This is a genomic window from Enterococcus sp. CSURQ0835 (assembly GCF_902706605.1).
GTDB lineage: Bacteria > Bacillota > Bacilli > Lactobacillales > Enterococcaceae > Enterococcus_A.
Genome location: NZ_CACSLH010000021.1, coordinates 13,345 through 37,305, shown reverse-complemented (window position 1 = coordinate 37,305; position 23,961 = coordinate 13,345). Strand labels below are relative to the sequence as shown.

Below are 23,961 nucleotides of genomic sequence, written 5' to 3'. Positions count from 1 at the left end.
CATTTTTCAAAAAATTTCAAGAAAAATATTCATTTCTAAAAGAGATATGATAGAATAAACCGACGAACGAATAGTAGAAAGTAGGGATAATATGGCAATCAATCAAGATCAAGTCAAGCACGTTGCAAAACTTGCGAAACTTTCTTTTTCTGAAGATGAATTAGCCGGCTTCACTGATCAATTAGGCGAGATCATTGACATGGTGGAACAATTAGGCGAAGTCGATACAGAAGGCGTACCGTTTACCTCGAATGTATTCAGTGCAGTCAACGTGATGCGAAAAGATGAAGCAGCACCAGGTTGGCCACGAAAAGAATTGATGGAAAACGTTCCAGAAAGTGAAGATGGCTTCATTAAAGTTCCGGCCATCATCGACAACGGAGAGGCGGGTGCGTAATGGAAAAATTATACGATAAATCAATCGAAGAGTTACACGAATTATTAGTTTCAAAAGAAATCACCGCCGCTGATCTGACAACGGATATTTTAGCGCGCATCAAAGACACCGAAGACGAATTAGGTGCCTTTATTACATTAAATGAAGCAAACGCGCAAGCAATCGCTAAAGCAATCGACGAAAAAGGGATCGATGAAGCTAATGTCTTAGCTGGGATTCCGATCGGGATCAAAGACAACATCGTGACGAAAGGCTTGCTGACAACAGCGGCTTCGAAGATCTTATCAAATTTCAATCCGATCTATGATGCCACTGTCATGGAAAAAGTTTACAGTTCTGATATGATCCCAGTAGGCAAACTCAACATGGATGAATTTGCGATGGGGAGTTCAACGGAAACGTCTTACTTCAAAAAAACTAAAAATGCTTGGGATCACAGCAAAGTCCCTGGTGGTTCATCTGGTGGTTCGGCTGCAGCCGTTGCGGCAGGGCAAGTACCGGTTTCTTTAGGTTCTGATACCGGCGGGAGTATTCGTCAGCCAGCAGCCTTTAATGGAGTAGTCGGAATGAAACCAACGTATGGTCGTGTGTCACGTTTTGGTTTGATCGCATTTGCTTCATCATTGGATCAAATCGGACCCTTTACGCGTAGTGTAAAAGATAATGCGTTAGCTTTAAACGCGATCAGCGGGTATGATCCAAAAGACGGCACGTCAGCTGGCCAACCAGTTCCAGATTTTGCGGCAGGACTAGATGGCAATATCAAAGGCATGAAGATCGGATTGCCAAAAGAATTTTTAGCTGAAGGAGTCGATGAAGGCGTCAAAGCAGCGATCTTAAAAGCAGTCGATACCTTTAAAGCGCTTGGTGCCACTGTTGAAGAAGTCAGCTTACCACATTCAAAATACGGGGTGGAAGTGTATTACATCATCGCCTCATCAGAAGCTAGTTCCAACTTACAACGTTTTGACGGGATTCGTTACGGTTATCGTTCGGAAAACGTGCAAAACTTAGAAGATGTTTACGTCAATTCACGGACAGAAGGTTTTGGCGATGAAGTCAAACGTCGGATCATGTTAGGGACCTTCTCACTTTCAGCGGGCTACTACGATGCCTACTTCAAAAAAGCTGGCCAAGTGCGGACTTTGATCATGCAAGACTTTGATCAGATCTTTGCGGACTATGATTTGATCATTGGTCCAACGACGCCGACTGTTGCGTTTGGAATCGGCGAAAATATCAATGATCCGATTACGATGTACATGAACGACATCTTGACGATCCCAGTCAACTTAGCGGGTCTACCAGGAATGTCTGTTCCAGCTGGCTTATCAGAAGGCTTACCAGTCGGCTTGCAAATCATCGGGAAACGGTTTGATGAAAATACGATGTATAAAGCAGCCTATGCGTTTGAACAAGCAACTGGTTTTGCAAACATGAAACCTGTGATTTTAGGGGGGCATAACTAATGAACTTAGAAACTATCATCGGGCTGGAAGTCCACGTTGAGTTAAAAACCAACTCTAAAATCTTTTCACCCGCACCTGCTCACTTTGGGGCTGAACCCAATACGAACACCAATATCATCGACTGGGGTTACCCTGGTGTGTTACCAGTGATGAATGAATCAGCAGTTGAATTTGGGATGAAAGCTGCCTTGGCGTTAAATTGTCAAGTCGCGAAAAATATGCACTTTGACCGTAAAAACTATTTCTATCCAGATAATCCGAAAGCTTACCAAATCTCACAATTTGATGAACCGATCGGACATGACGGCTGGATCGAGATCGAAGTTGCCGGTAAAAAGAAAAAAATTCGGATCGAACGCGTCCATTTAGAAGAAGATGCTGGGAAAAATATGCACGGTATCGGCGGTTATTCATATGTCGATCTAAACCGTCAAGGAACACCACTGATCGAGATCGTGTCAGAAGCAGACATGCGTTCACCAGAAGAAGCATATGCTTACTTAGAAGCGTTGCGCTCGATCATCCAGTTCACCGGTGTTTCCGATGTGAAGATGGAAGAAGGTTCGATGCGGTGTGATGCCAATATCTCACTACGTCCTTATGGGCAAGAAAAATTCGGGACGAAAACCGAATTGAAAAACTTGAACTCATTGAGCTTCGTTAAAAAAGGCTTGGCTTTTGAAGTCCAACGTCAAACGAAAGTTTTATTATCTGGCGGCGAGATCCAACAAGAAACGCGGCGCTATGATGAAGGAACGAATAAAACGGTCTTGATGCGGGTCAAAGAAGGTTCAAGTGATTATCGTTATTTCCCAGAACCAGATATTCCGCATTTTGTGATCGATGATGAATGGGTCGAAAAAATGCGCGCCAGTTTACCAGAGTTGCCAGCTTCTCGTCGGACGCGTTATGTAAGTGAATTAGGCTTACCAGAATATGATGCGATGGTCTTGACGTTGAGTAAAGAAATGTCTGATTTCTTTGAAGATACATTAGCCAAAGGAGCCGATGCAAAACAAGCTTCTAACTGGTTGATGGGAGAAGTTTCTGCTTATTTGAACAGCGAGAAATTAGAACTGGCTGAAACGAAATTGACTTCGGATAATTTAGCCGGCATGATCAAATTGATCAATGATGGCACGATCAGCTCGAAGATCGCGAAAAAAGTTTTCCGTGAATTGATTACAAATGGCGGCGACGCTAAAGAAGTCGTTGAGAAAAAAGGCTTAGTTCAACTTTCTGATCCAGCGCAATTGTTGCCACTGATCAATGATGTCTTAGATCAAAATGAACAATCCGTCAATGATTTCAAAAACGGAAAAGATCGGGCAGTCGGCTTCTTAGTCGGTCAGATCATGAAAGCGACTAAAGGGAAAGCGAATCCTGGGGTCGTCAATAAACTTTTACAAGCAGAATTAGCGAAACGTTAAAAGGAGCTGGAGCTAGATGGTGAAAAAAGCACGCTTAATCTATAACCCAACTTCTGGCAAAGAGATCTTAAAGAATAATTTGGCAGATATTTTGATCGCGATCGAAGGCGCTGGTTTTGAAACCAGTGCCTTTGCCACGACGCCAGCTCCCGATTCGGCAAAAAATGAAGCACGACGGGCGGCGCTAGCCGGTTTTGATTTGATCGTAGCTGCAGGCGGTGATGGGACCATCAATGAAGTTGTCAATGGAATCGCGCCATTAGCCAAACGGCCGAAGATGGCGATTATTCCAGCTGGGACTACTAATGACTATGCCCGCGCGTTGAAGATCCCTCGCAGTAACGTTAAAGCTGCCGCCCAAGTGATCCAAAAGCAGCAAACAGTCAAGATGGATATCGGGAAAGCGCAAGAGACGTATTTCATCAACATCGCAGCCGGCGGTTATTTAACGGAGCTGACCTATGATGTGCCTTCTGAATTAAAAAGTATTTTCGGCTATTTAGCGTATTTAGCTAAAGGGGCGGAGATGCTGCCGCGGGTCAAACCGATCAAGATGCGGTTGAAATATGAAGGCGGTGAATTCGAAGGTAACGCGTCGATGTTTTTCTTAGGCTTGACCAATTCAGTCGGCGGTTTTGAATCGATCGTGCCAGACGCGAAATTAGACGATGGAAAGTTTTCATTGATCGTCGTGAAGACGGCCAATCTATTTGAGATCGTCCATTTGATCTCGCTTGTCTTAAATGGCGGTAAACACGTGAATGATCCGCGCGTTTTATACGTCAAAACGAACTTTTTAGAAGCAGCACCAGTCGATCCGAAGAAAAAAATGATGATCAATTTAGATGGCGAATACGGTGGCGATGCGCCGATGCGGTTTGAAAATCTGCACCAGCACATCGAATTTTTCGCCAACACCGATGAGATCTCAGATGATGCGATCTTAGGCATTGAACTAGAAGAAAAAGAAGCCGGGATCGAATTTGTTAAAGAAGTCGAACGCTTAAATGATGAAGATGAAGAAGAATAAACAGCTAAAGCCAAAGTAATTTTTTCATAGTTAAAAAGTTGCCATGGTCTTTAGGTTTTAATCGCGAGTCGCGTCATCAGGCGGACTCGCGATTTTTTTACAGCCTAAAAGATTATAAAATGTTCGCGAGCTGATCGGTTCGGTCAGCTTTTCTTAGAGAAGATAGTTGGCTGTTTGGTAAGTCAGAATTTAAGATTTCCGCCATTGATCGCGAAAGCATTTGCTTTTTTCGTTCGAGTTGACTAAAATGACTCAAGTAGGATAAAGGAGAATAACATGACGCAATTAGAAAAAAATCAAACAGTAACGGTCACGATCGATGATTTGACTTATGAAGGTCTAGGGGTCGCCCACATCGAACGTTTCCCGTTGTTTATCGAAAATGCATTACCAGGTGAAGAAGCGGAAGTTTTAGTCGTGAAAGTCGGCAAAAAATTTGGCTATGGTAAAGTCTTGAAGTTATTGAAAGAAAGTCCTGATCGAGTACCGAGTGCGGATCAAAATTTGTTGCGAAGCGGCATTGCGCCGTTGAGTCATTTGACGTACGCTAAACAATTGGCTTTCAAGCAAACGCAAGTTGAAAAAGTGATGCAAAAAGTCGCGCAACTGCCCGACGTTCCGGTATTGCCTACGATCGGGATGGCTGATCCGATCGGTTATCGGAACAAAGCCCAAATTCCTGTACGACGAGTCAACGGTGAGATCATGACCGGTTTTTATCGGAAAAATTCCCATGATCTGCTTCCTATCGAAAATTATTTGATCCAAGATCCTGCGATCGATCAGGCGATCATCGTGATCCGTGATATTTTACGGCGCTTTAATCTCAAGACGTATAACGAAGTAGATAATACTGGCTTATTACGTCATTTGATCGTGCGACGAGGACATTATTCCCATGAGATGATGGTCGTACTCGTGACCCGGACGGAAAAATTCTTCAAAGGCGAAGAGATCGCTAAAGAAATTCAAAAAGCATTACCGGAAGTCGTTTCCGTGATGCAAAATGTCAATCCTGAAAAAACGAATGTCATCTTAGGCAAAGTTACGAAAAAATTAGCTGGTAAAGAGACGATTGAAGATCAATTATTAGGCAAAACGTACCAAATTTCAGCCGAATCTTTTTATCAGATCAATACCGAACAAGCTGAAAAATTATACCAAACAGCGATTGATTTTGCGAAGCTGACGAAAGAGAATGTCGTGATCGACGCATATAGCGGTATCGGGACGATCGCGCTTTCACTAGCGGATCAGGTCAAACATGTGTACGGAATGGATGTCGTGAAATCAGCTGTTGCTGACGCGCAACAAAATGCGGAACGCAACCACGTCGAAAACGCGACATTTGAAGTCGGCAAAGCGGAGATCGTTATGCCACGCTGGAACAAAGTCGGGATCAAAGCCGATGTGATCGTCGTTGACCCACCGCGCAAAGGGTTAGCAGAAAGTTTTATCACTGCTTCGGTGGAAGTTACCCCGGAAAAAATCATTTATATCTCATGCAACCCAGCGACATTAGCGCGTGATTTGAAACTTTATCAAGAATTGGGCTACACGACTGAAAAGATTCAACCAGTGGATCTTTTCCCACAAACGACCCATGTGGAAGCCGTGGCACTACTGAAAAAGGCGGTGGATTAAATGACTGAAGCAAAAGATCAAAAAGCTAAAATGTTAGAGCTGATCAAGCAAAAACAAGGTGGCGGCCGGGCCAAAGATTTTGCCGATCCAAAAAACGATCGCAAAAATATGCGTAAAGGGCCAAAGATCTACAATAAATAAGTCGCTGACTCAAATCGTCAGACTAACAAAAGCGAGCAGTAACCGATTCGGTTGCTGCTCGCTTTTTAGCTTTTATGTCATATTTTTTTAATTGCTTTGCTGTAACTGTTCCAAGCATAAATCTTTGATCAAAGAACATAATTTGCGCCAAGCTGTTTCATTGTTGATCGAATCAAGATAAAAAATCCGCTTGCCACTTTCAGCGCGTTCCAAGTTATCCGTGACGATCAAGTGCGCTTGTTCATAGTCAGTCGTCACAACGATCTGCTTAGGATTAAACAATGCGGCTAAGCGCTCTTTGATCACGTAAGAAGCGGTAAAGTCTTTGGCGACATGGACATAGATCTTCAAAGCTGAAGTACGGTTACTGCGTAAAAGCGAAGCCAATAAGCTTGCTAAAAACTGTGCTAACGCTGGAGCACGATCGGGTTGGGACGTTTTAAAACAATCAGTCAAGACTGCAGTGATCTGCTGCTGGCGTTTGGTTTCCGTTTCTAGATAAAAATTCGGTTGCGGGATCATCAATTGAGCATAAGTCCCGGTCCGTTCACCTAAAATCAAAAACATACCATAAAAGATCGCTAAATAGTAGGTGTAGCTGGCTTGCTGTTCACGAGAAAGGTGTAAGGGTAATTCTTTTTGCAAACGAATCAACCCTTGCGTGATTTGTTGACTGAGGGGATTTTCACTGCGCATTAGTTTTTGCCCCATCGTGAGTTGCGCACTAGCGGGGATCAAATCAGCCACAAAGATCCGGCCTAGAAAATTAAAGAAAGTGATCTCGGTTTTTAATGCTATTTCCGGGATCTTAGGTAAGAAATTTTCATAAAATAAATAGCCGACATCAAGGTTAGTTTCGAATTGTTCCATAAAAGTCGACAGATCAGGCGTTTCAGGTGGCATTAAATAGCGTTGGCCTTCAAAGCGGACTTCAATGATCATATACAGTAAGAACAAATAATGTTTCTTATTGTTGGAGCGAGTGTGCGCATGAGTCAGCAAGTCATTGGGGATTCGGCGTTCTAGTTCGGCTAAACTCAATTGCGGAAATGGCCATTTCATCCCTTGATAGGTATCGGTCAAAATCACATAGGCAAATAAACGCAACGAAATCTCATCGCCGGCTAAACGATACCCATCGCGATCGTTGGCCACGAAAATCGCGTAAGGTTTCAAGTCGGTATTTAATTGTCGAACTAATTTGTAGAGGTACGAATCAGAAATAAATAACTTGTCTAACAAATCGTCTTTTGATACTTGGTATTGAATGATCAACTGTAAGAGTAGACGAAATTTAGGTGAATCTTCAAAATAGTGTAATTTGATTTGATAAAAATACAGCAAAGCTTGTTTTTTATGTTTTTTATTAATCGTGATATCGCCACGATGATTCGCTGTGATTAAAGAGTCGATACCTAGCAGCTGATCAGCCGTCTCATTTAATTTGGCTAAATCTTCTTTGACAGTTCTTTTCGAAACCGCTTGCAATTGAGCTAAATACTGTAATGACTGGGTTTCTTCGTGGATGATGGTGAATAAAATATTTAATTCTTTTCGCTTCGAATCTGGGATCAGCATAAGCTCCCTCCTCACTATTTTTCCAAAAACTGGTTCTGCTTGGACATAAAGTGGAATTGTTGCTCGTCAAACTCGATGTTAGTATAACAGTGTGAAAGATGCAAGTAAATGAATTGCATCCACACATTTGCTAAAACTGGTTGGAATTAAGTTGAAAGGGGAGGATTGATTTGTACGAAAAAGAAACTGAAAAAAAGCGAATGATCTTGCTAGTTTTATTGTTATTACTCATTAGTTTGATCGCAGCGTACGTGTTTTTTTATCGGACACCGCAAACACTAGTCAATTCGGATAAAGCGGACAGCTCATTTATTAAAAAAATGACCGATGATGAATTGTTGAAGTATATGCAAAAAGAAGCCGATAAAAATTACGTCCGGCTCACGCTGAACACGCAGATGGAATGGCAAGCTGGTCAAAAGGTCGGTAAAGTCCATATCCAAAATCCGCCAGCCAATGAGCATGCGATGCGGGTCAAAACGTATTTGGTCAAGACAGGAGAACTGATCTACCATTCTGGTATCATTCGACCAAAACATTACGTATTAGAAGGCCAATTGAAAAAGACCTTGACCAGTGGAAATTACAAAACACGCAGTCGAATCGAATTTTTAGATTCTAATCAAAAAGTCGTAGGCAAATCAACGATCGCCGGCCAACTACTCGTCAAGCCATAATCGAAAAGGAGAATCAGATGATGAATAAAAAAATTATTTTCTCGGCTGTATTAAGTTTAGGCGCTTTAAGTTTAGCTGCTCAAACAGGTCATGCTTGGACAGGTGGCGTACCTGACCCCAATAGTTCACAGCAAGAGATTCAAGGTAAGACAGATGGTGTCGTTCCAGCAGAAGGCGTCTTCAAAAAATGGGATCCAAATGATCCTGATCCAGGGCCAAATCCGATTGATCCAAAATACTGGGTTGATGTTGAAGTACCAGCGAAGATCTTGTTTGGGCAAACGGATGCGACGAATAATCAAATCATTTCACCACTGTACAAAGTTAAAAACCTTTCGAAAAAAGGTGTTAAGATCATGATCAATGAAGTCAAACCAGGACTCCATGCGGATGAATTGAAAGAGTTGACTTTAAATGCCAGAGTTCATGGAAAAGAATATCCTCTGGTAGATCCAAAAAATCCAACACAGCCAGTGATGTTAGCTGACCTGAAAAATAAAGATGAAGAAGCTACGTTTACGTTAACTGGGAATGCCGGACCGAATTTCCAATTTGATAAAACGATTAAACCTGAGTATGAATTCTTGTTGTCGTTCCAAGCTACAAATTAGTCAGTCGTTCCCCGTTGCTTGAAGGTTGGCGGGGAATTTTTTTGTCAGGAAAGGAGCAAATTGATGAAAAAATTACTCTGCTTGCTGTCGATTGGAGGCTTGCTTTTAGGAGCAAATCCTGGGTTGTTCCAACCGATCGGAGCATTGGCTGAGACAACGCCAACACCGGCAGCTACACTTGATCCCGTTGCAGCTGTTGCTAAAGCCAATAAACCAGAACGGGATAACTGGACCAATGAACTACAAACAGAAAGCTTGAGCCAGCGAGTCGGTACGGAGCTCAAAAAAACACTTTGGACAAAACGTACACAGTTGGATCACGTTCAATCTGAATCCTTTGTCTACTCAGGCGAAGTGTTTTTCAGCGTGCGGGAAGTTCAATCAAGTGATCCTGAAACAGTGGCCGTTAAATTAGTAGACGATCAGCTCATCATGACGCGCGGACGCGGGCAAGTGCAAACTGTTACCCTGACTTTTCATTGGCAGGTAAATTATGATTTAGAGTGTTTCACTAAGAGTCCAACAGGGGATGATCAACCTCATGGAAAAATACAGGATACGCGTGTCGTGGATACGACTTCTGTGACGTTTTCCGTTCCACAACCGCCGCAAGCCTTGTCACTAACGGCTAAAGAACAGCCCCAACGCTTTGAGCTTGGTCAATTTGATCCGCAACAGTTAAATTATTTAGAGTATGTAACAGCACATGACCAGATGGGTGCGGTACAAGTCAAAAGTTATGATTTTCCAACGCCCGATGTGTTGGGTGCTAAAACAGTTCAGGTAGTTTACGGTGATGAAACGGCAACCCAGACTCTAGAGATCCCCGTTGAAGTGGTGGATACGAAAACGCCTGAACCTCAAACAGATGATCACAGCGAACCAGTAGAACAAGAAGTTCAACCAACACCTGAAGCAGTCGCAGAAAAGACAGCGGAGTCAGTTACGGAAAAGACCGAAGAATCGGTTACAGAAGAGCTAGAAGAAGTTGCTGACGATGATTCGACTCGCGAGCCAGTTGATTTTGATGAACCAGAGTGGGAGTCGATCGATGATCCCCAAACCGATGAGATCGAAAGGTTCGAAGTAGGGGAGGCGGACAAAGAAAAGATTCAGAAACAAGCGAGAATCAAAGTCACAACATTAATATTAGAAGCTGAAGCACAGCCACAGGAGTTTTTGATGGGCGCTGAATTACCCGTTGGCCAGTTGAAAAAATTTGTTAAAAATGTACGGTGCTATGGCAAACCAGTCACCGACTACACGGTCAAATTAATCGGTCCATTAGATCTTTCGCTTTATGGGACGCAAAAGGCGGAAGTAGCAGTTCAATATCAACACTTTACCGCTAATTTGACGGTTCCTGTGACAGTTAAATATGGTCACACAATCGCTATCCATGAACAGGGCATGCCGAATGATTTAGCGATTAGTATGTTGGATCGCGGTCGGCCACACTTAACTGCGGTTCTAGGAACTGGTTTACGAAATAAACCTAATTTGAACAGTCGCCCAACTTTAAATTTTTATGATACACATCTGCAACACCCAAAATTTAACATCGCTTATGGTACAGTTAATCAGTCACCCGCTCGATTACGTCAACAATTTGAAACAGCTTTTCGTAATAAAGCAGCTCAGATTCGTTTTGGTGATGTGGTAGGGATTGACGTCAGAAATCGCAATGCTTCAAATGAAGTTGTGACTGACAAGCAGACGTGGGTCAGCCGTAATGAAAGACTAGTTCAAGAAGCAAAAGGGCTCCAGCAAGTCTATTATGAACTGACACCACAAGGATTTCATTTACTCTCATTAAATCGTTTAACGACTAAAAACCACCAAGTAGCAGCCGGTACAAGTGAAGCCAAACTACAAAATCAGGTCGCAAAATTCATCAATACGAAAGCATATCCGCAGTTAAAAGTCGAAAAATTCACTCGATTTCCCAAACTAACCGGCTATGGAAAAAGTGAAGCTGTAATCCGTGTTTCAGAAATCGGTCGTACAGGAAAAAAATTTACTTATGATTACAGAGTACCATTTGAAACACGGGAAGTAAAAGTCGAAACTGAGACGTTAGCTTTTCCATTAGGGAGTGATCTTGCTAAACATGATCCGAAAAAGTTTATCAAACAAGTTACGATCAATGGACAAGCGGTTGCAAAAGACACTTACCGTGTTACGATGAAGCACCCTTTGGCAGCTAAGCAACTAGGGGCGTATTCGACTGATTTGGAAATCACGTTAAGCAGTGGGGAAAAAGTCGCCACAAAAGGTAAGTACACTGTTGCTGCGGATCAAACATTACTCCTAGAAGCTGAGCCACAACCACAGGAGTTTTTGCTGGGTGCTGAACTACCCGCTGGTCAGTTGAAAAAATTTGTTAAAAATGTCCGGTGCTATGGCAAGCCGGTTACCGATTATACGGTTAAATTACTCAGTTCATTAGATCTTTCACTTTATGGGACACAAAAAGTTAAAATAGCTCTTCAATACCAACAATTTACTGCTAATTTAACTGTTCCTGTGACGGTAAAATATGGTCACACGATCGCGATTCATGAACAGGGCATGCCAAATGATCTAGTGATTAGCATGTTGAATCGTGGTCGGCCGCATTTAACCGCTGTCCAAGGAACAGGTTTGCGTCAACAAACCAGTTTGAATAGCCGGCCAACATTGACTTTCTATGATACTCATTTACAACAACCAAAATTTAACATCGGCTATCACACGGTCAATCAATCGCCGGCTCAATTACGTCAACAGTTTGAAAAGGATTTTCGTAACAAAGATACTCAGATCCGCTTTGGTGATGTCGTTGGAGTTGAGATCAGACGTCATGCTGTTGCAAGTGAAATCATAACTGACAAACAAACGTGGGTCAGTCGTAACGAAAAATTGGTTCAAGAAGCCAAGGGATTTAAACAAGTCTATTATGAATTGACACCGCAAGGATTTCAGTTACTCTCATTGAATCGTTTAACGCCTCAGCTGCAACAAGTCGCAGCTGGTACCAGTGAAGCAGACTTACAAAAACGAGTTGCTGAATTTATCGACACCAAAGCGTATCCGCAATTAAAAGTTGAAAAATTTATCCAATTCCCTAAACTGAATGGGTATGGGAAAAGTGAAGCTGTGATCCGCGTGGCAGAAGTTGGTCAAACTGGTAAAAAATACACTTATGACTACACGGTTCCATTTGAAACGCGAGAAGTAAAAGTCGAGACTGAAACAGTAGCTTTTCCATTGGGCAGTGAACTTTCTAAACCTGATCCGAAACAGTTTATTAAAAAAATTACGGTCAACGGTCAAGCTGTCGCAAAAGATACGTATCAAGTCGTCTTGAAACAATCCCTTACCGCTCAAAAGCTGGGGACATATCCAATAGAATTAGAAATCACGCTAAATGGTGGTGAGCAGGTCTTCACTCAAGCCAAGTATCAAATTGTCTGGGGACATACCTTACTCTTCAAAAATGACGGTTTAACTCAAACGGTCGCTGCTGTTTCACTTTTAACGGAAAAACAAAAACCGATCTTGCGGGCAACCGAGGCAAATGGACTGACCACTGGAAATAAACTTGGATCACGACCAGACATTAGTATTCGACGAAGCGATACTGATGAAGAAGTGCTGATGCTAGGCTATAATACGGTCAATCAACCAGCTATAAGCTTAATGAATGATTGGAATCGGAAGTTAACCGAGCGAGGCGATCAGTTGGAATATGGACAAGTGCTAGTAGCTACCGCCCACAAACAGGCAGTCTCCAGTTCGAATTTTTACGGGAAGAACACTTGGGTTTCGCGTAATGAGCAACTGGTTTTAGAAACGAAAGGTCAAAGAGATGCGTATTATGAATTAACTCCCAATGGTTTGCAAAAGTTAACGATCAACTTAGCTCAACCTAAAAAACAAGCACTTTTGAAAGGGACGACGACGGCTGAACTTGATCGTCGCTGTGCGGAATTTTTAGATCTTTCCGCTTTACCGGCACTGAAAGTGAAACGATTTGTCAGCTATCCCAAAACGGATCAAGCTGGCGAGACCACTGGAGTGTTAGAAGTCGAAGAGACGAGCCCAAGCGGCAAAAAAATCCGGAAAAAATATTCGGTACCTTTTCAAATCGACCGCTTAGAAGTTGAAACTAAAACCCCTTCTTTTCCATTAGGTCAAAAAAAATTTACCACTGCTGATTGGATCAAAGCGGTTAAATATAATGATCAAGTAGTGAGTCCAGCTGATTACGAAGCAAAAGTAAACGGTTTGCTTGATGCCGATTCAATCGGCAAAAAAACAATTGAACTTGTCGTAACCCATAAAAAAACTGGTTATCAACAAAAGCTAGAAGCTGACTACCAAGTATTGTGGGGCAATAGTATCGTTTTTGGTTGCTATGATCTAGGCGGGAATGGTCGAGTGGCGGGGGCTTTCACGTTGCATCATGGAGCTACTCCTTCTTTACGTGCAACAAGTGGTATTAACTTTGACAATGCACAGATCCATAGTCATTTTCCGAATGAACAATATTGGCGCCTGGATCAGTTTACGATGAATAAGCACCATGAGTTGCAAGTGACCGATGCTGGAGTTGGTGATTATACAGTGATCGCAAATGGGGATGATCGTAAACAAACAGCGCTTGATCGATTCGGAAAGCAGCGGGAACAGCCAGTAGCTTATGGCGATGTGATCCGTGCTTGGCAAGAAGAGCCAGCAAAAAATTGGTTATATGAACAAGAGCAAAAGAAAAGTTACAACCAAGGCCGTCAAGAAGTCTACTACGAAATAACGACTAAAGGCTTTCAACTGTTAACAATCAACCAGTTAGAACCCAAAAAACAACTGATCCAACAAGGGATGACAGAAAAAGAATTAACAGCAAACATCAAGCAATACCTTGATGTGTCAAAAACGAATATCGTGATTCGACGTTTCACTGAGTTTCCAAAAACAAATCAAGTGGGTGAAACGAAAGGCAAGATCGAAGTTGCTCAAAAACTAATGAGTGGTAAATGGGTGACTAAAGTGTATGAAGTTCCATTCGAAGTTGAAACAAATGATCGCTTGATCGATCTTAAACTACCAAAAGAAATCGTGTTTGGTACAACCGATGTCAATGATGGCAAAGTCCAATCACCGGAGTATACGATTGAAAATCTGAGTCCGCGCCCGCTGCAAGTAGCGCTGACAGGACTTTCAATCGAAGACAATCCACAAAAAATCCAGCTGTTGGCAGGAAAAGCTGATCCTGCTGCTAAACAAACCGCTGCTAAATTACAATTAGTGAGTGGTCAAAAGCAAATCAGTTTAATTGAATCTATGTCGACAGAATCATTGACCCAAATTACGACAAACCAGCAAGCTAAATTTCAATTGCAAGGTCAATACTTCGGTGATTATCAACAAACGAAATCACTCAAGTTGAATTTAGATTTTCAATTTGCTCTGAACTAAAAAAAAAGAGGCTGGGACAAAACCCTTAAATAGCCTCAAAAGTTAAAAAATCGTAATCAAAATCTTGAAAAAGATTTTGATTACGATTTTTTGTTTAAGTATTTTTGATAAATCAGAAGTAGCTTCTCAGCTGAGAAGCTACTCGTTTTTTTATGACCAGTTAGCTGGCTATAAATCAGTGAAAAAGAGTTGCTTTAGCTTACTTATTTTTTGTGCGAAGTGACTTTAAACGATAACTTTCAAAGTAAGCGGGTTTGCCTTTTGCACCGATGCCGGCAAAAATCCCCATTACTAGAGCGCCGATCGTATTGGTGAACAAATCTCCCATCGTATCCATCAACGCCGCACGTCCGACTAATGCTTTCCCAGCTGAAGTCGCATAACGTTGCAAGTTCATATCGCCTAACGAATCGCAGATGAATTCCCAAAATTCCCAAAAGACGCCGCACAAGCCGGCAAAAGCAAAACCGAACAATAAGAAGAGCCACGGTGAAGTCTTAGGGATCGAAGCGTCTTTCATGAACAAGCCGATCAAGCCATAACCTAATGCTGTGAGCACCATCGGACTGACCGCATGCAAGATCTTATCCCAAAATGAAATGATCGAGATCATATGCAACGAGGTTCCTAAGAAAACGGAGATCACTAAGAAAAACCAATAAAAATAAACGATATTGGCTGGGATGATCAGTTTAAAGATTTTTTTGACCAGTTGCGGTAAAAAAATCAACGCGATTCCCGCCAAACATTCGACGATAAAGATGATTCCTTGTTTCGTGGAATATTTCGCGGTGGCAAATTCAAAAATATTATAGGCAAGACAGACGAGACCAAATGCGATCAAGCCAGTCTGCACTTTTTTATAAGTCATGAACGTTCCTGCTTTCTACAAAGCGACTGAGTGCCGCTAAAAGTTCGTTTTCATTGGTAGTGACCGTGCCGTTTAATTTGACTAGCCCTACGGTGTAGAGATTCAAATAGTGAAACTGATTTTCCGCAGGCGTCTGTAACGCAGTGATTTTTTGTTTATTGTCACTGCCTTGTTGCCGCGAATCGGTGTAAAGTGCAATCACCGGGATGTTTTTCGCATAAGCGACACCGATCTCTGAAGCGACCCCAGGATCGATCACTAAGCCATCTAATAGGGCGATCATCAATTCGCTAGCGAGGACTTCATTCGTGTCGGCTTGAGCGATCATCTTACTATCGGCATAGGCTTGTTTGTCATTGATCGCTGCATTTTCTTGTGGGACGTAAAGATCTAACGCAGGATCAAGTGCGCGGATCTTTTCAGCTAAGTACGCATTATAACGCAGATCACTTTGAGCAAATAACGGCGCTGCAAAATAAATTTTCATTTTATTTCCTCTTTTCTAGTTAAGACAGCTGACAGTTGCGTTTAAGGCAACAACTGCTAGCTAAAGCCTGACGAGCAAAACTTTTTGCTCACGTGTTTAAAAATAATCACTGAAATAAGCTTCCATGTCAGGCAGTGTTGCTTCCAGCAATTGGATCGTTTTTTTGTCGGCAGTCAAACGTTCGATTCGTGCTAAATAAGAAGCCCTCCGGTAATTCATCAACAGGCAAGTCAATGTTTGGATCGAAAGTTTGACTCGCTTGCCTTGCGGTTGATCGGTGATCTGCAAGTTCTCATTTTCATCCCAGTGCAAAGCAAAGATCCCATTGTTCCATTCGGCCACCGGATCACTTACCTCGAAATAAAAATCTTCTGTCGGCTTGATGAAGGGATATTCTTGTAAAAAGCGTTTGACATCCACGATCCGAGCCATGAAAAAGGGTGCGATCGTCTCTTTGATCTCACTGTCATCGAGTAAGAAGGAGAGCGGCTCATTTTTAAAAATATCGCCTTTGACCCAGTAGACCATCGAAAAATGCGCGCTGATAAAATTCCATAATCCATTGCGCGCTTCTTGATTCAAATAAAACATCTCTTTGATGTGGAAGACTTCATCGGAGATCCAATAAAACATCACACCAGTCGGCTTTTTGTCTTGATCATAATAAATCGCCGCAATCCGTTCTTCTTCATTTTCAAAGCGCCAATATTCTTCCCAATTCAATTCTTTACGGATCATCGCGCCGTGATTTTCTAACGCAAATTGATTATAGACGCGATAGACATCCGGATCGTCGACATCTTTGCGTTCCACGATCCCCGGCACCTCGACTTGTTTTGGCAGTTGCGTGTCTTTGACTTTGAAACTTAATTTATCAGACATGATCTCCCAACCCTTTCGCCGATAGTAAGGGATGTTGTAAGGGTAGAGATAAGAGATCCACTGCTGATCTTCCCGCATCTCGACTAACGCCAGTTTGATCAACTCTTTCATCAGCCCGTGATTGGCATACTCAGGATAAGTTCCGACACCTGTCACGCCGCCCATTTGAAAAAGTTTGCCGTGGATGTTGACTTCACACGGATAAATCGCGATTTGGGAGATCAATTTATCATCATGGAACCAACCGAAAACTTTTGATTGTTCCAAGACCGGTTTTTTAGCCCGCACCATCTCACGTTTATTTTCGTAACCGCTGCTTTCGATATCAGATTCGGTCACTTGAAAGACATAACTCAGCAGCTCGTCATATTGATATAAATGTTCTTCGCCAACTTGTTTTAAGACCAGTTGACTTCGCAGATCATTGTCCATTTTTTCATCTCCAATTTTAGAATACAACTCAAGTATAGCAAAAGCTTGTTTTTTTTTCGACGGCCAGCTCACCAAAGTACGAAAAGACTTTTTTTATCCGGCATTCGTTGGTATAATTGAAAGTGCTGATTAAAAGAAATGAGGAACACGTATGAGTATGGATGAAATGAAAAAAAGACAGACCCAGATCCGCAATTTTTCCATCATCGCCCATATCGACCACGGAAAATCAACCTTGGCCGATCGGATCTTAGAACAAACCAATACCGTTAGTTCCCGGGAAATGCAAGATCAATTGTTAGACTCGATGGATCTTGAACGCGAACGCGGAATCACGATTAAATTAAATGCAGTTGAATTACATTATGATGCTAACGATGGCAAACGCTATATTTTCCACTTGATCGATACTCCAGGACACGTGGATTTCACCTATGAAGTCTCTCGTAGTTTAGCTGCCTGTGAAGGCGCGATTTTAGTTGTCGATGCAGCCCAAGGGATCGAAGCACAAACATTGGCCAACGTTTATTTAGCAGTTGACAATGATTTAGAAATTTTGCCTGTCATCAATAAAATCGATCTTCCCGCGGCTGATCCAGAACGGGTTCGCCAAGAAATCGAAGACGTGATCGGGATCGACGCTGATGATGCCGTTTTAGCTAGTGCGAAAACTGGAATCGGGATCGCCGAGATCTTAGAACAGATCGTGGCTAAAGTTCCCGCACCTCAAGGCGATCTCGAAGCACCGCTCAAAGCGTTGATCTTCGACTCGATCTATGACAGTTATCGCGGTGTGGTGCTAAACGTCCGGATTCACGATGGTGTCGTGCGTCCCGGTGATACGATCGAACTGATGAGTAACGGGAAAAAATTTGAAGTGACCGAAGTCGGCGTTTTCTCGCCTAAAGCGATCAAGCGCGATTATTTGATGGTGGGAGATGTCGGCTACATCACAGCCAGCATCAAATCCGTCCAAGACACGCGGGTCGGGGACACCGTGACCTTAGCCAACAATCCAGCAAAAGAAGCTTTACCGGGCTATCGGAAAATGAATCCCATGGTTTATTGCGGTCTGTATCCGATCGACACGTCAAAATACAATGAGTTACGGGAAGCGTTAGAAAAATTACAATTAAATGATGCGGCATTGCAATTTGAACCAGAAACCTCACAAGCATTAGGTTTTGGCTTCCGTTGCGGCTTCTTAGGTCTATTGCACATGGATGTCGTCCAAGAACGATTAGAACGGGAATTTAATTTAGAACTCATCACGACCGCGCCATCGGTAATTTACCACGTCAATTTAACCGATGGCACGCAGATCGTAGTGGATAATCCAGCTGAATTTCCTGATCCTTCCACGATCCAAAGTGTTGAAGAGCCTTATGTCAAAGCTAATATCATGGTGCCAAATGATTTCGTTGGTGCGGTAATGGAATTATCCCAACGCAAGCGCGGCGAATTTGTGACGATGGATTATTTAGATGATTATCGGGTCAATGTGATTTATGAGATCCCATTATCAGAAATCGTGTTCGACTTCTTCGATAAATTAAAATCCAGCACTAAAGGCTATGCATCACTAGATTATGAAATGTCTGGCTATCGCGAAAGCCGTTTAGTGAAGATGGATATTTTATTAAACGCCGAAAAAGTCGATGCCTTGAGCTTCATCGTGCACCGTGAGTTCGCCCAAGAACGTGGCCGGGCTATCGTTGAAAAATTAAAAGCTTTGATCCCACGCCAACAATTCGAAGTGCCAATCCAAGCTGCAATCGGTACAAAAATCGTAGCTCGAACTGATATCAAAGCTTTACGGAAAAACGTCTTAGCTAAATGTTACGGCGGGGATGTTTCCCGTAAACGCAAACTCTTAGAAAAACAAAAAGAAGGAAAGAAACGGATGAAACAAATTGGTTCCGTGGAAGTCCCACAAGAAGCCTTCATGGCGGTTTTGAAAATGGACGACCAGGATAACGCGAAATAGCTTGTTTTCAACGGAAAACCCTATTAAATCAATCTTTTCGAGTAGCGTAAAATTCGTGATTTACCCGTTTAAAAAAGTTTAAACTGTCATACGGTTGTCACGGATCAAAAAAAATTGTCAAAAACGGAATATTTTTCCTTGAAGGTTTTTAACCGTCAGCGTATGATGAAAGCATCTCATGGGAGGTGCTTTTTTCATGTCTGAAAATATAAGTGGAGAACTTCTTAAGTCTTTAAGGAAAGAGAAAAAAATGTCTCAAAAGAAGCTAGCTGACCTAGCGGGGATTTCGCAAAGCGCTTTAGTGAAGTATGAAAAAGGAACAAGAAAAATCTCAAAGGATATTGATATTGTTTTAAGTGAAATCTTCAATGTAGATACACTTTTAAGTGATCAAACTGACTTAGTAACAACTACAGTAAATCAATTGTCAGCTTTTAAAGAAAAGAATTGTTTAACAAGTAAACAGTTAGCGCAAAAGATTGGAATTGATGCACCCTTGATGAGTCGTATATTGAGCGGTAGTCGAAAGCCATCAAAGGATGTGCAGCAAAAAATTGCTGTGTTTCTCTCTAACGATGGTAAAGAGATTTTGATGGATATAAAACAAGAGGATGGTTCGTTTAAATTACCCATTATCGATAAAATAGCGATGGGAAGACGAATCCAAGAGATTCGGAAAAATCGAGGTGAGACACTGGAAAAATTTGGTAAGAACTTTACTCAACCAGCAGGTAAGAATGTTGTGAATAGATGGGAAAAGGGTACAAATATTCCTGATATCGAAAGATTAATGAATGTTGCCTATCTTGGAAAAGTGACTGTCCCTTATATTTTGTATGGAGAGACTTTTAGCAAGATGTTGAAAAGGGGAAATACGATTAACCAATTTGAAAAGTTGGATCCTTTCCGAATGGGACTAAGATTCAGGAAGATTCGAAGGGATTATCGTTTAGAAAGAGAAGACTTTGGAAAGTTTTTTTCACCACTGATTACAAAATGGTCGATGGATAGATATGAGAATGGAAAAGATATCCCAAATACGGATCGTATTATTCAGTATGCCTATATAGGAAAAGTCTCTTTGGAGTTTTTGATATATGGTATCTGACAATTTTTGAAAAGAATAGTTTTAAACATTTGAGACATTCAGAGATGGATGTCTCTTTTTTATTACCCAAATGGGAAAGGAGATTAATTATATGAAAAAGCCGAGATTTAAAAATTGGCGATTGTTTGCGACTTTAGCTCTGTTGGGTCAAACAATTGGCGGAGCGATTGGTCCTACGATTGCCTTTGCTGATGAGATTACTCATCCGCAAACAGTGACTGTGCACTGCGATTTGTCACACTTATATGCGGTCGAAGGCACGTTCAGTGATGGTCGAACATTATCTGAGGTAACGGTTCCTCACTATGCTATCTATAATGGGGAGAAACAAGATATTTTCTGTATTGAACCAGGAGTGCCAATTTACAATGAGTTCACTCCAGGTTATGAGAAAAATCCATTGCCTGATATGTCGGAGAAAGCCAAATTAGTTTCCGTTTTATGGAAAAACGCCGGTACAGACATTGATACACAAATGGTTGCTCAAAAGATGATCTGGCAGGAGGCCAACGGGTATACTCTTCACTCTATGAAGCATCCAGATGGTAGTGCCGTAAATATCGCAGCCATTGAAGCGAAAATTAATCAAGCTATTGCCGATTATCAGAAGAAACCAAGTTTCCATAAATCCACAGTAAAAACAGTGTTAGGTCAATCGACTACTGTGACGGATACGAATAATCTGAACTTGTCAGAGTTCGATGAAGTTGTCGAAAATACTGCAAATATTGATTATCGTGTGAACGGTAATCAATTGGTCATCACACCTAATACCAATTCAAAAGAAAGCGGTGTGCTGACGCTTAAGAAATCCGCTGGGACGGGGACACCGGTTGCTTATAAGATGGCTGGACAACAGACCTTGATGGCCGGGGCAATTGATAAGCCGAACACCTACACGATCAAAATTGATGTAGAAACCGAGGGTTCTTTAAAAATTAAAAAAGTCGATAAAGAATCAGGTGATGTTGTACCAGGAACAGTTTTCCATTTAGATTTTGGGAAAACATTACCCGTAAAAGACGTAACTACCGATAAAGAAGGCATTGCGATATTGGATGGGATTCCCCATGGTACAAAGGTAACCATTACCGAAAAATCGGTGCCGGCGCCTTATACGATTGATGCCACACCTATGACTGCTACGATTAAAGCAGGCGAAACCATTTCCGTGACTTCAAAAAACACGCGAGAAAAAGGTCAAATTCTGTTGGATAAAACCGGAGTTGAAACAGGGACTGACCTTTGGAACGATAATTACTCTTTAGCGGGCAATACGTTTGCCATTCGCAAGGATAGCCCAACTGGTGAAATCGTTCAAGAAATGATAATGGATGAAAACGGTCATGCAGAGACACCAAAAGAGATTGCTAACGCGTTGGAATTGGGAACTTATTATGTGACCGAAACCAAAGCATCTAATGGTTTCGTGAATACTTTCAAACCCGTAAAAGTTGAATTGAAGTATGCCAATCAAACCGTAGCCCTCGTTACGAGTAACGTAAAAGGACAAAACCAAGAAATTACTGGAGAAACTACTTTGATGAAAGAAGACAAAGACACTGGAGATAAAACACAAGGAAAGTCAGTCTTTGAGGGGACTGAATATACCTTGTTTACTGCTAAGGATGGAAAAGCGGTCAAATGGACCGAGGACTTTAAACCGGAATTAGTGAAAGGAACGAAAGCTTCTGATGAAACGGTGACTTTGACTTTAGATGAAAAGAATCAAGTTGCTATTAAACACTTAGCCATTAATGAGTATTACTGGCAAGAAACAAAAGCACCTGAAGGGTATACTTTGGATGAAACGAAGTATCCTGTATCCATCAAAAAGGTGGATGATAGCGAAAAAAATGCTGTGATTACTCGAGATGTTACGGCAAAAGAACAAGTGATTTGCTTTGGTTTTGATTTCTTCAAATTTGCCGGATCAGCTGCTGGCACTGCCGAAACTGGGTTTAATGACTTAACCTTTAAAGTGTCGCCCTTAGAAGGAACCAATGAGATCACAGGTGCTGAAGATGAAGCGACCACAGCTTATAACGAGCAATTAGGGTTTGATGGCTACGGCAAGTTTGAAAATCTTCCTTATGGGGATTATTTACTTGAAGAAGTAGAAGCCCCAGAAGGATTTCAAAAGATTACGCCTTTAGAAATCCGTTCCACTTTTAAAGAAAATAAAGAGGATTACGCCAAGAGTGAGTACGTCTTTACCATTACCGAACAAGGCCAAAAACAACCAATTAAAACGGTGAGCGTTCCTTATGAGAAGCTGACTAACAAAGAATTTTCTGTCAGTTTGAATCGTTTGATGCTCTATGATTTGCCTGAGGAAGAAGATAGTTTGACTTCTCTTGCGACTTGGAAGGACGGAAACAAAGAATTGAGTACTCATGATTCTACTGAACTAGTTGATAAATTGAGCTACAATCTTCATGAAATTAAAGAAGACTGGTATGTGGTAGCGCATGCCATTGATGTAGAAGCCACAAAAGCTACTCAAGAAAAAGATGAAAAAGCCAAACCAGTGGTAATTGCCAAAACAACGGCCACCTTGGCGAACAAAGAAAAAACAGGAACTTGGGAAATTCTGCATAAATTAACCGCCGAACAAGTTTTGGATAAAACCATCGTCTTGTTCAACTATGTGTATGAAAATAAGGAAGCCTATGAAGCTGGTGACGATCCAGTAGCGAAGGATGCTAGTTTGAATAACCAAGCCCAAACTGTCAATTGTACAGTGGAACGTCATGTTTCTATCCAAACAAAAGCGCACCTAGAAGACGGTTCTCAGACCTTTACTCATGGTGATGTGGTGGATATGTTTGATGATGTATCCATTACTCATGATGTACTGGATAGCTCAAAAGAAGCTTTCGAAACAATTCTGTATGCACTACTACCAGATGGCACGACCAAAGAAATTTGGAATTCTGGAAAAATTGATTACGAAGTGAATGACAAAGAATTCACCAAAACCGTGCTTGTGGAAAAAGTGGATACAAGTAAATATCCAGAAGGTACAAGTTTTACCTTTAAAGAAATTAACTACGACAAAGATGGAAACATCAATGGGGAACACAATGAAGATTTGAAAGAAAAATCTCAAACCTTAACACCAAAAGAAGTGCCAACCACACCAAGTACGCCGGAACAACCGGAAATACCAACCGTTCCAAGTGGCTCTCAAGAATCTAGTCCTACAGTGAAGACATTCCCTCAAACTGGGGAGAAAAGTTCCAATGTGTTACTGTTCATTGGCTTTACCTTGATTTTTGCGACGGCTGGGTATTATTTCTGGAATCACCGGAACTAAGGCGATGAGATGAAACAAGTAAATAAGAAGAACCAACGTGCGCGACCGCCTCCTAAAAAAAGTGGTCGCACTATTTTTGTATCCAAAACTAACAATGAAAAGAGGAAAAGAAGATGGAATTGAAATTTGTTGTGCCAGATATGGCCGAAACCTTTGGAAAGATAAGTTATGCCGGCGAAGGTGAAGTTTTAACAGAAGGATATGGACGGAATACTACAGTAATTGGTCGTAGTTATCATTTGTATTCCAGTAAACAACGAGCTGATGATATTGAAGTGGTGGTAGCTGCGGAAGCTGGTGAAAAGGATTTTGACCAAGACCAACCGTTAAAAGCTGTGAATCCCCACTTGGTTGCCAAAGGCTATGAGATTGAGAATCGTGGGTTTACCGATTACGTGTTGTATGTTGATGATTTAGTGAAAGCATAGGAGGAAAAGA

17 protein-coding genes are annotated in these 23,961 nt (G+C 41.8%); 13 read left to right on the top strand and 4 right to left on the bottom strand.

What is annotated here, in order from left to right; genetic code table 11:
- Window positions 1–91 precede the first annotated feature (91 nt).
- The 6 genes from gatC to GVJ38_RS14185 all read left to right on the top strand — a co-directional run bounded on the left by gatC (window position 92) and on the right by GVJ38_RS14185 (window position 6,111).
- Window positions 92–397: an Asp-tRNA(Asn)/Glu-tRNA(Gln) amidotransferase subunit GatC gene (gatC, locus tag GVJ38_RS09420; RefSeq protein WP_159722900.1), complete on the top strand. Its 306-nt coding sequence runs from the start codon at window positions 92–94 to the stop codon at window positions 395–397.
- Complete coding sequence (gene gatA, locus GVJ38_RS09415) at window positions 397–1,866, top strand: Asp-tRNA(Asn)/Glu-tRNA(Gln) amidotransferase subunit GatA (protein ID WP_159722899.1); 1,470 nt, start codon at window positions 397–399, stop codon at window positions 1,864–1,866. The genes gatC and gatA overlap by 1 nt, the downstream gene beginning before the upstream one ends.
- Window positions 1,866–3,296, top strand: coding sequence for an Asp-tRNA(Asn)/Glu-tRNA(Gln) amidotransferase subunit GatB (gatB, locus tag GVJ38_RS09410; protein ID WP_159722898.1), 1,431 nt, complete (start codon window positions 1,866–1,868; stop codon window positions 3,294–3,296). The genes gatA and gatB overlap by 1 nt, the downstream gene beginning before the upstream one ends.
- Window positions 3,297–3,315: 19 nt before the next feature.
- Entirely contained in the window at window positions 3,316–4,326 is a 1,011-nt protein-coding gene (locus tag GVJ38_RS09405; RefSeq protein ID WP_159722915.1) for a diacylglycerol kinase, read from the top strand.
- Between the two features lie 276 nt (window positions 4,327–4,602).
- A complete protein-coding gene (rlmD, locus tag GVJ38_RS09400) occupies window positions 4,603–5,970 on the top strand; it encodes a 23S rRNA (uracil(1939)-C(5))-methyltransferase RlmD (RefSeq protein ID WP_159722897.1) in 1,368 nt (455 codons plus the stop codon).
- Window positions 5,971–6,111: a hypothetical protein gene (locus tag GVJ38_RS14185; protein ID WP_200849485.1), complete on the top strand. Its 141-nt coding sequence runs from the start codon at window positions 5,971–5,973 to the stop codon at window positions 6,109–6,111.
- Between the two features lie 87 nt (window positions 6,112–6,198).
- On the opposite strand, the gene GVJ38_RS09395 is transcribed toward GVJ38_RS14185, so the two are convergent.
- On the bottom strand, window positions 6,199–7,689 hold the full coding sequence (locus GVJ38_RS09395; protein WP_159722896.1) for a helix-turn-helix domain-containing protein: 1,491 nt from the start codon (window positions 7,687–7,689) through the stop codon (window positions 6,199–6,201).
- 170 nt (window positions 7,690–7,859) lie between these two features.
- Here GVJ38_RS09395 and GVJ38_RS09390 point away from each other — a divergent pair, with 170 nt between their 5' ends.
- From GVJ38_RS09390 to GVJ38_RS09380, 3 genes are all read left to right on the top strand, one after another.
- Entirely contained in the window at window positions 7,860–8,366 is a 507-nt protein-coding gene (locus tag GVJ38_RS09390; RefSeq protein WP_159722895.1) for a hypothetical protein, read from the top strand.
- Between the two features lie 20 nt (window positions 8,367–8,386).
- A complete protein-coding gene (locus GVJ38_RS09385) occupies window positions 8,387–8,977 on the top strand; it encodes a hypothetical protein (protein WP_159722894.1) in 591 nt (196 codons plus the stop codon).
- A 63-nt stretch (window positions 8,978–9,040) separates the two neighbouring features.
- The gene (locus GVJ38_RS09380) at window positions 9,041–14,437 is read left to right on the top strand and encodes a hypothetical protein (RefSeq protein ID WP_159722893.1); all 5,397 of its coding nucleotides are present in this window, start codon (window positions 9,041–9,043) and stop codon (window positions 14,435–14,437) included.
- A gap of 199 nt (window positions 14,438–14,636) precedes the next feature.
- Here the strand turns inward: GVJ38_RS09380 and GVJ38_RS09375 are convergent, their stop codons facing one another.
- The 3 genes from GVJ38_RS09375 to GVJ38_RS09365 all read right to left on the bottom strand — a co-directional run bounded on the left by GVJ38_RS09375 (window position 14,637) and on the right by GVJ38_RS09365 (window position 17,109).
- Window positions 14,637–15,308 carry a hypothetical protein gene (locus tag GVJ38_RS09375; RefSeq protein ID WP_159722892.1) on the bottom strand — a complete coding sequence of 224 codons (672 nt, stop codon included), beginning with the start codon at window positions 15,306–15,308 and terminating at the stop codon, window positions 14,637–14,639.
- Entirely contained in the window at window positions 15,298–15,795 is a 498-nt protein-coding gene (locus GVJ38_RS09370; RefSeq protein WP_159722891.1) for a nucleoside 2-deoxyribosyltransferase, read from the bottom strand. Before GVJ38_RS09370 ends, GVJ38_RS09375 begins: the two co-directional genes overlap by 11 nt.
- 96 nt (window positions 15,796–15,891) lie before the next feature.
- On the bottom strand, window positions 15,892–17,109 hold the full coding sequence (locus GVJ38_RS09365) for a GNAT family N-acetyltransferase (RefSeq protein ID WP_159722890.1): 1,218 nt from the start codon (window positions 17,107–17,109) through the stop codon (window positions 15,892–15,894).
- A gap of 151 nt (window positions 17,110–17,260) precedes the next feature.
- Here GVJ38_RS09365 and lepA point away from each other — a divergent pair, with 151 nt between their 5' ends.
- The 4 genes from lepA (at window position 17,261) to GVJ38_RS09345 (ending at window position 23,951) form a co-directional block, all read left to right on the top strand.
- Window positions 17,261–19,096 carry a translation elongation factor 4 gene (lepA, locus tag GVJ38_RS09360; RefSeq protein WP_159722889.1) on the top strand — a complete coding sequence of 612 codons (1,836 nt, stop codon included), beginning with the start codon at window positions 17,261–17,263 and terminating at the stop codon, window positions 19,094–19,096.
- 196 nt (window positions 19,097–19,292) lie between these two features.
- The gene (locus GVJ38_RS09355) at window positions 19,293–20,204 is read left to right on the top strand and encodes a helix-turn-helix domain-containing protein (RefSeq protein WP_159722888.1); all 912 of its coding nucleotides are present in this window, start codon (window positions 19,293–19,295) and stop codon (window positions 20,202–20,204) included.
- 91 nt (window positions 20,205–20,295) lie between these two features.
- The gene (gene fss3 / locus GVJ38_RS09350; protein ID WP_159722887.1) at window positions 20,296–23,523 is read left to right on the top strand and encodes a fibrinogen-binding MSCRAMM adhesin Fss3; all 3,228 of its coding nucleotides are present in this window, start codon (window positions 20,296–20,298) and stop codon (window positions 23,521–23,523) included.
- Window positions 23,524–23,636: 113 nt separating this feature from the next.
- Entirely contained in the window at window positions 23,637–23,951 is a 315-nt protein-coding gene (locus GVJ38_RS09345) for a YdcP family protein (protein ID WP_095803570.1), read from the top strand.
- Window positions 23,952–23,961 lie beyond the last annotated feature (10 nt).

Excerpts from the sequence above, each read along its gene's own strand:
- gatC (WP_159722900.1), top strand. The coding sequence starts at position 92 with ATGGCAATCAATCAAGATCAAGTCAAGCACGTTGCAAAACTTGCGAAA.
- gatA (WP_159722899.1), top strand. The coding sequence starts at position 397 with ATGGAAAAATTATACGATAAATCAATCGAAGAGTTACACGAATTATTA.
- gatB (WP_159722898.1), top strand. The coding sequence starts at position 1,866 with ATGAACTTAGAAACTATCATCGGGCTGGAAGTCCACGTTGAGTTAAAA.
- rlmD (WP_159722897.1), top strand. The coding sequence starts at position 4,603 with ATGACGCAATTAGAAAAAAATCAAACAGTAACGGTCACGATCGATGAT.
- GVJ38_RS14185 (WP_200849485.1), top strand. The coding sequence starts at position 5,971 with ATGACTGAAGCAAAAGATCAAAAAGCTAAAATGTTAGAGCTGATCAAG.
- GVJ38_RS09395 (WP_159722896.1), bottom strand. The coding sequence starts at position 7,689 with ATGCTGATCCCAGATTCGAAGCGAAAAGAATTAAATATTTTATTCACC.
- GVJ38_RS09385 (WP_159722894.1), top strand. The coding sequence starts at position 8,387 with ATGAATAAAAAAATTATTTTCTCGGCTGTATTAAGTTTAGGCGCTTTA.
- GVJ38_RS09380 (WP_159722893.1), top strand. The coding sequence starts at position 9,041 with ATGAAAAAATTACTCTGCTTGCTGTCGATTGGAGGCTTGCTTTTAGGA.
- GVJ38_RS09375 (WP_159722892.1), bottom strand. The coding sequence starts at position 15,308 with ATGACTTATAAAAAAGTGCAGACTGGCTTGATCGCATTTGGTCTCGTC.
- GVJ38_RS09370 (WP_159722891.1), bottom strand. The coding sequence starts at position 15,795 with ATGAAAATTTATTTTGCAGCGCCGTTATTTGCTCAAAGTGATCTGCGT.
- GVJ38_RS09365 (WP_159722890.1), bottom strand. The coding sequence starts at position 17,109 with ATGGACAATGATCTGCGAAGTCAACTGGTCTTAAAACAAGTTGGCGAA.
- lepA (WP_159722889.1), top strand. The coding sequence starts at position 17,261 with ATGAGTATGGATGAAATGAAAAAAAGACAGACCCAGATCCGCAATTTT.
- GVJ38_RS09355 (WP_159722888.1), top strand. The coding sequence starts at position 19,293 with ATGTCTGAAAATATAAGTGGAGAACTTCTTAAGTCTTTAAGGAAAGAG.
- fss3 (WP_159722887.1), top strand. The coding sequence starts at position 20,296 with ATGAAAAAGCCGAGATTTAAAAATTGGCGATTGTTTGCGACTTTAGCT.
- GVJ38_RS09345 (WP_095803570.1), top strand. The coding sequence starts at position 23,637 with ATGGAATTGAAATTTGTTGTGCCAGATATGGCCGAAACCTTTGGAAAG.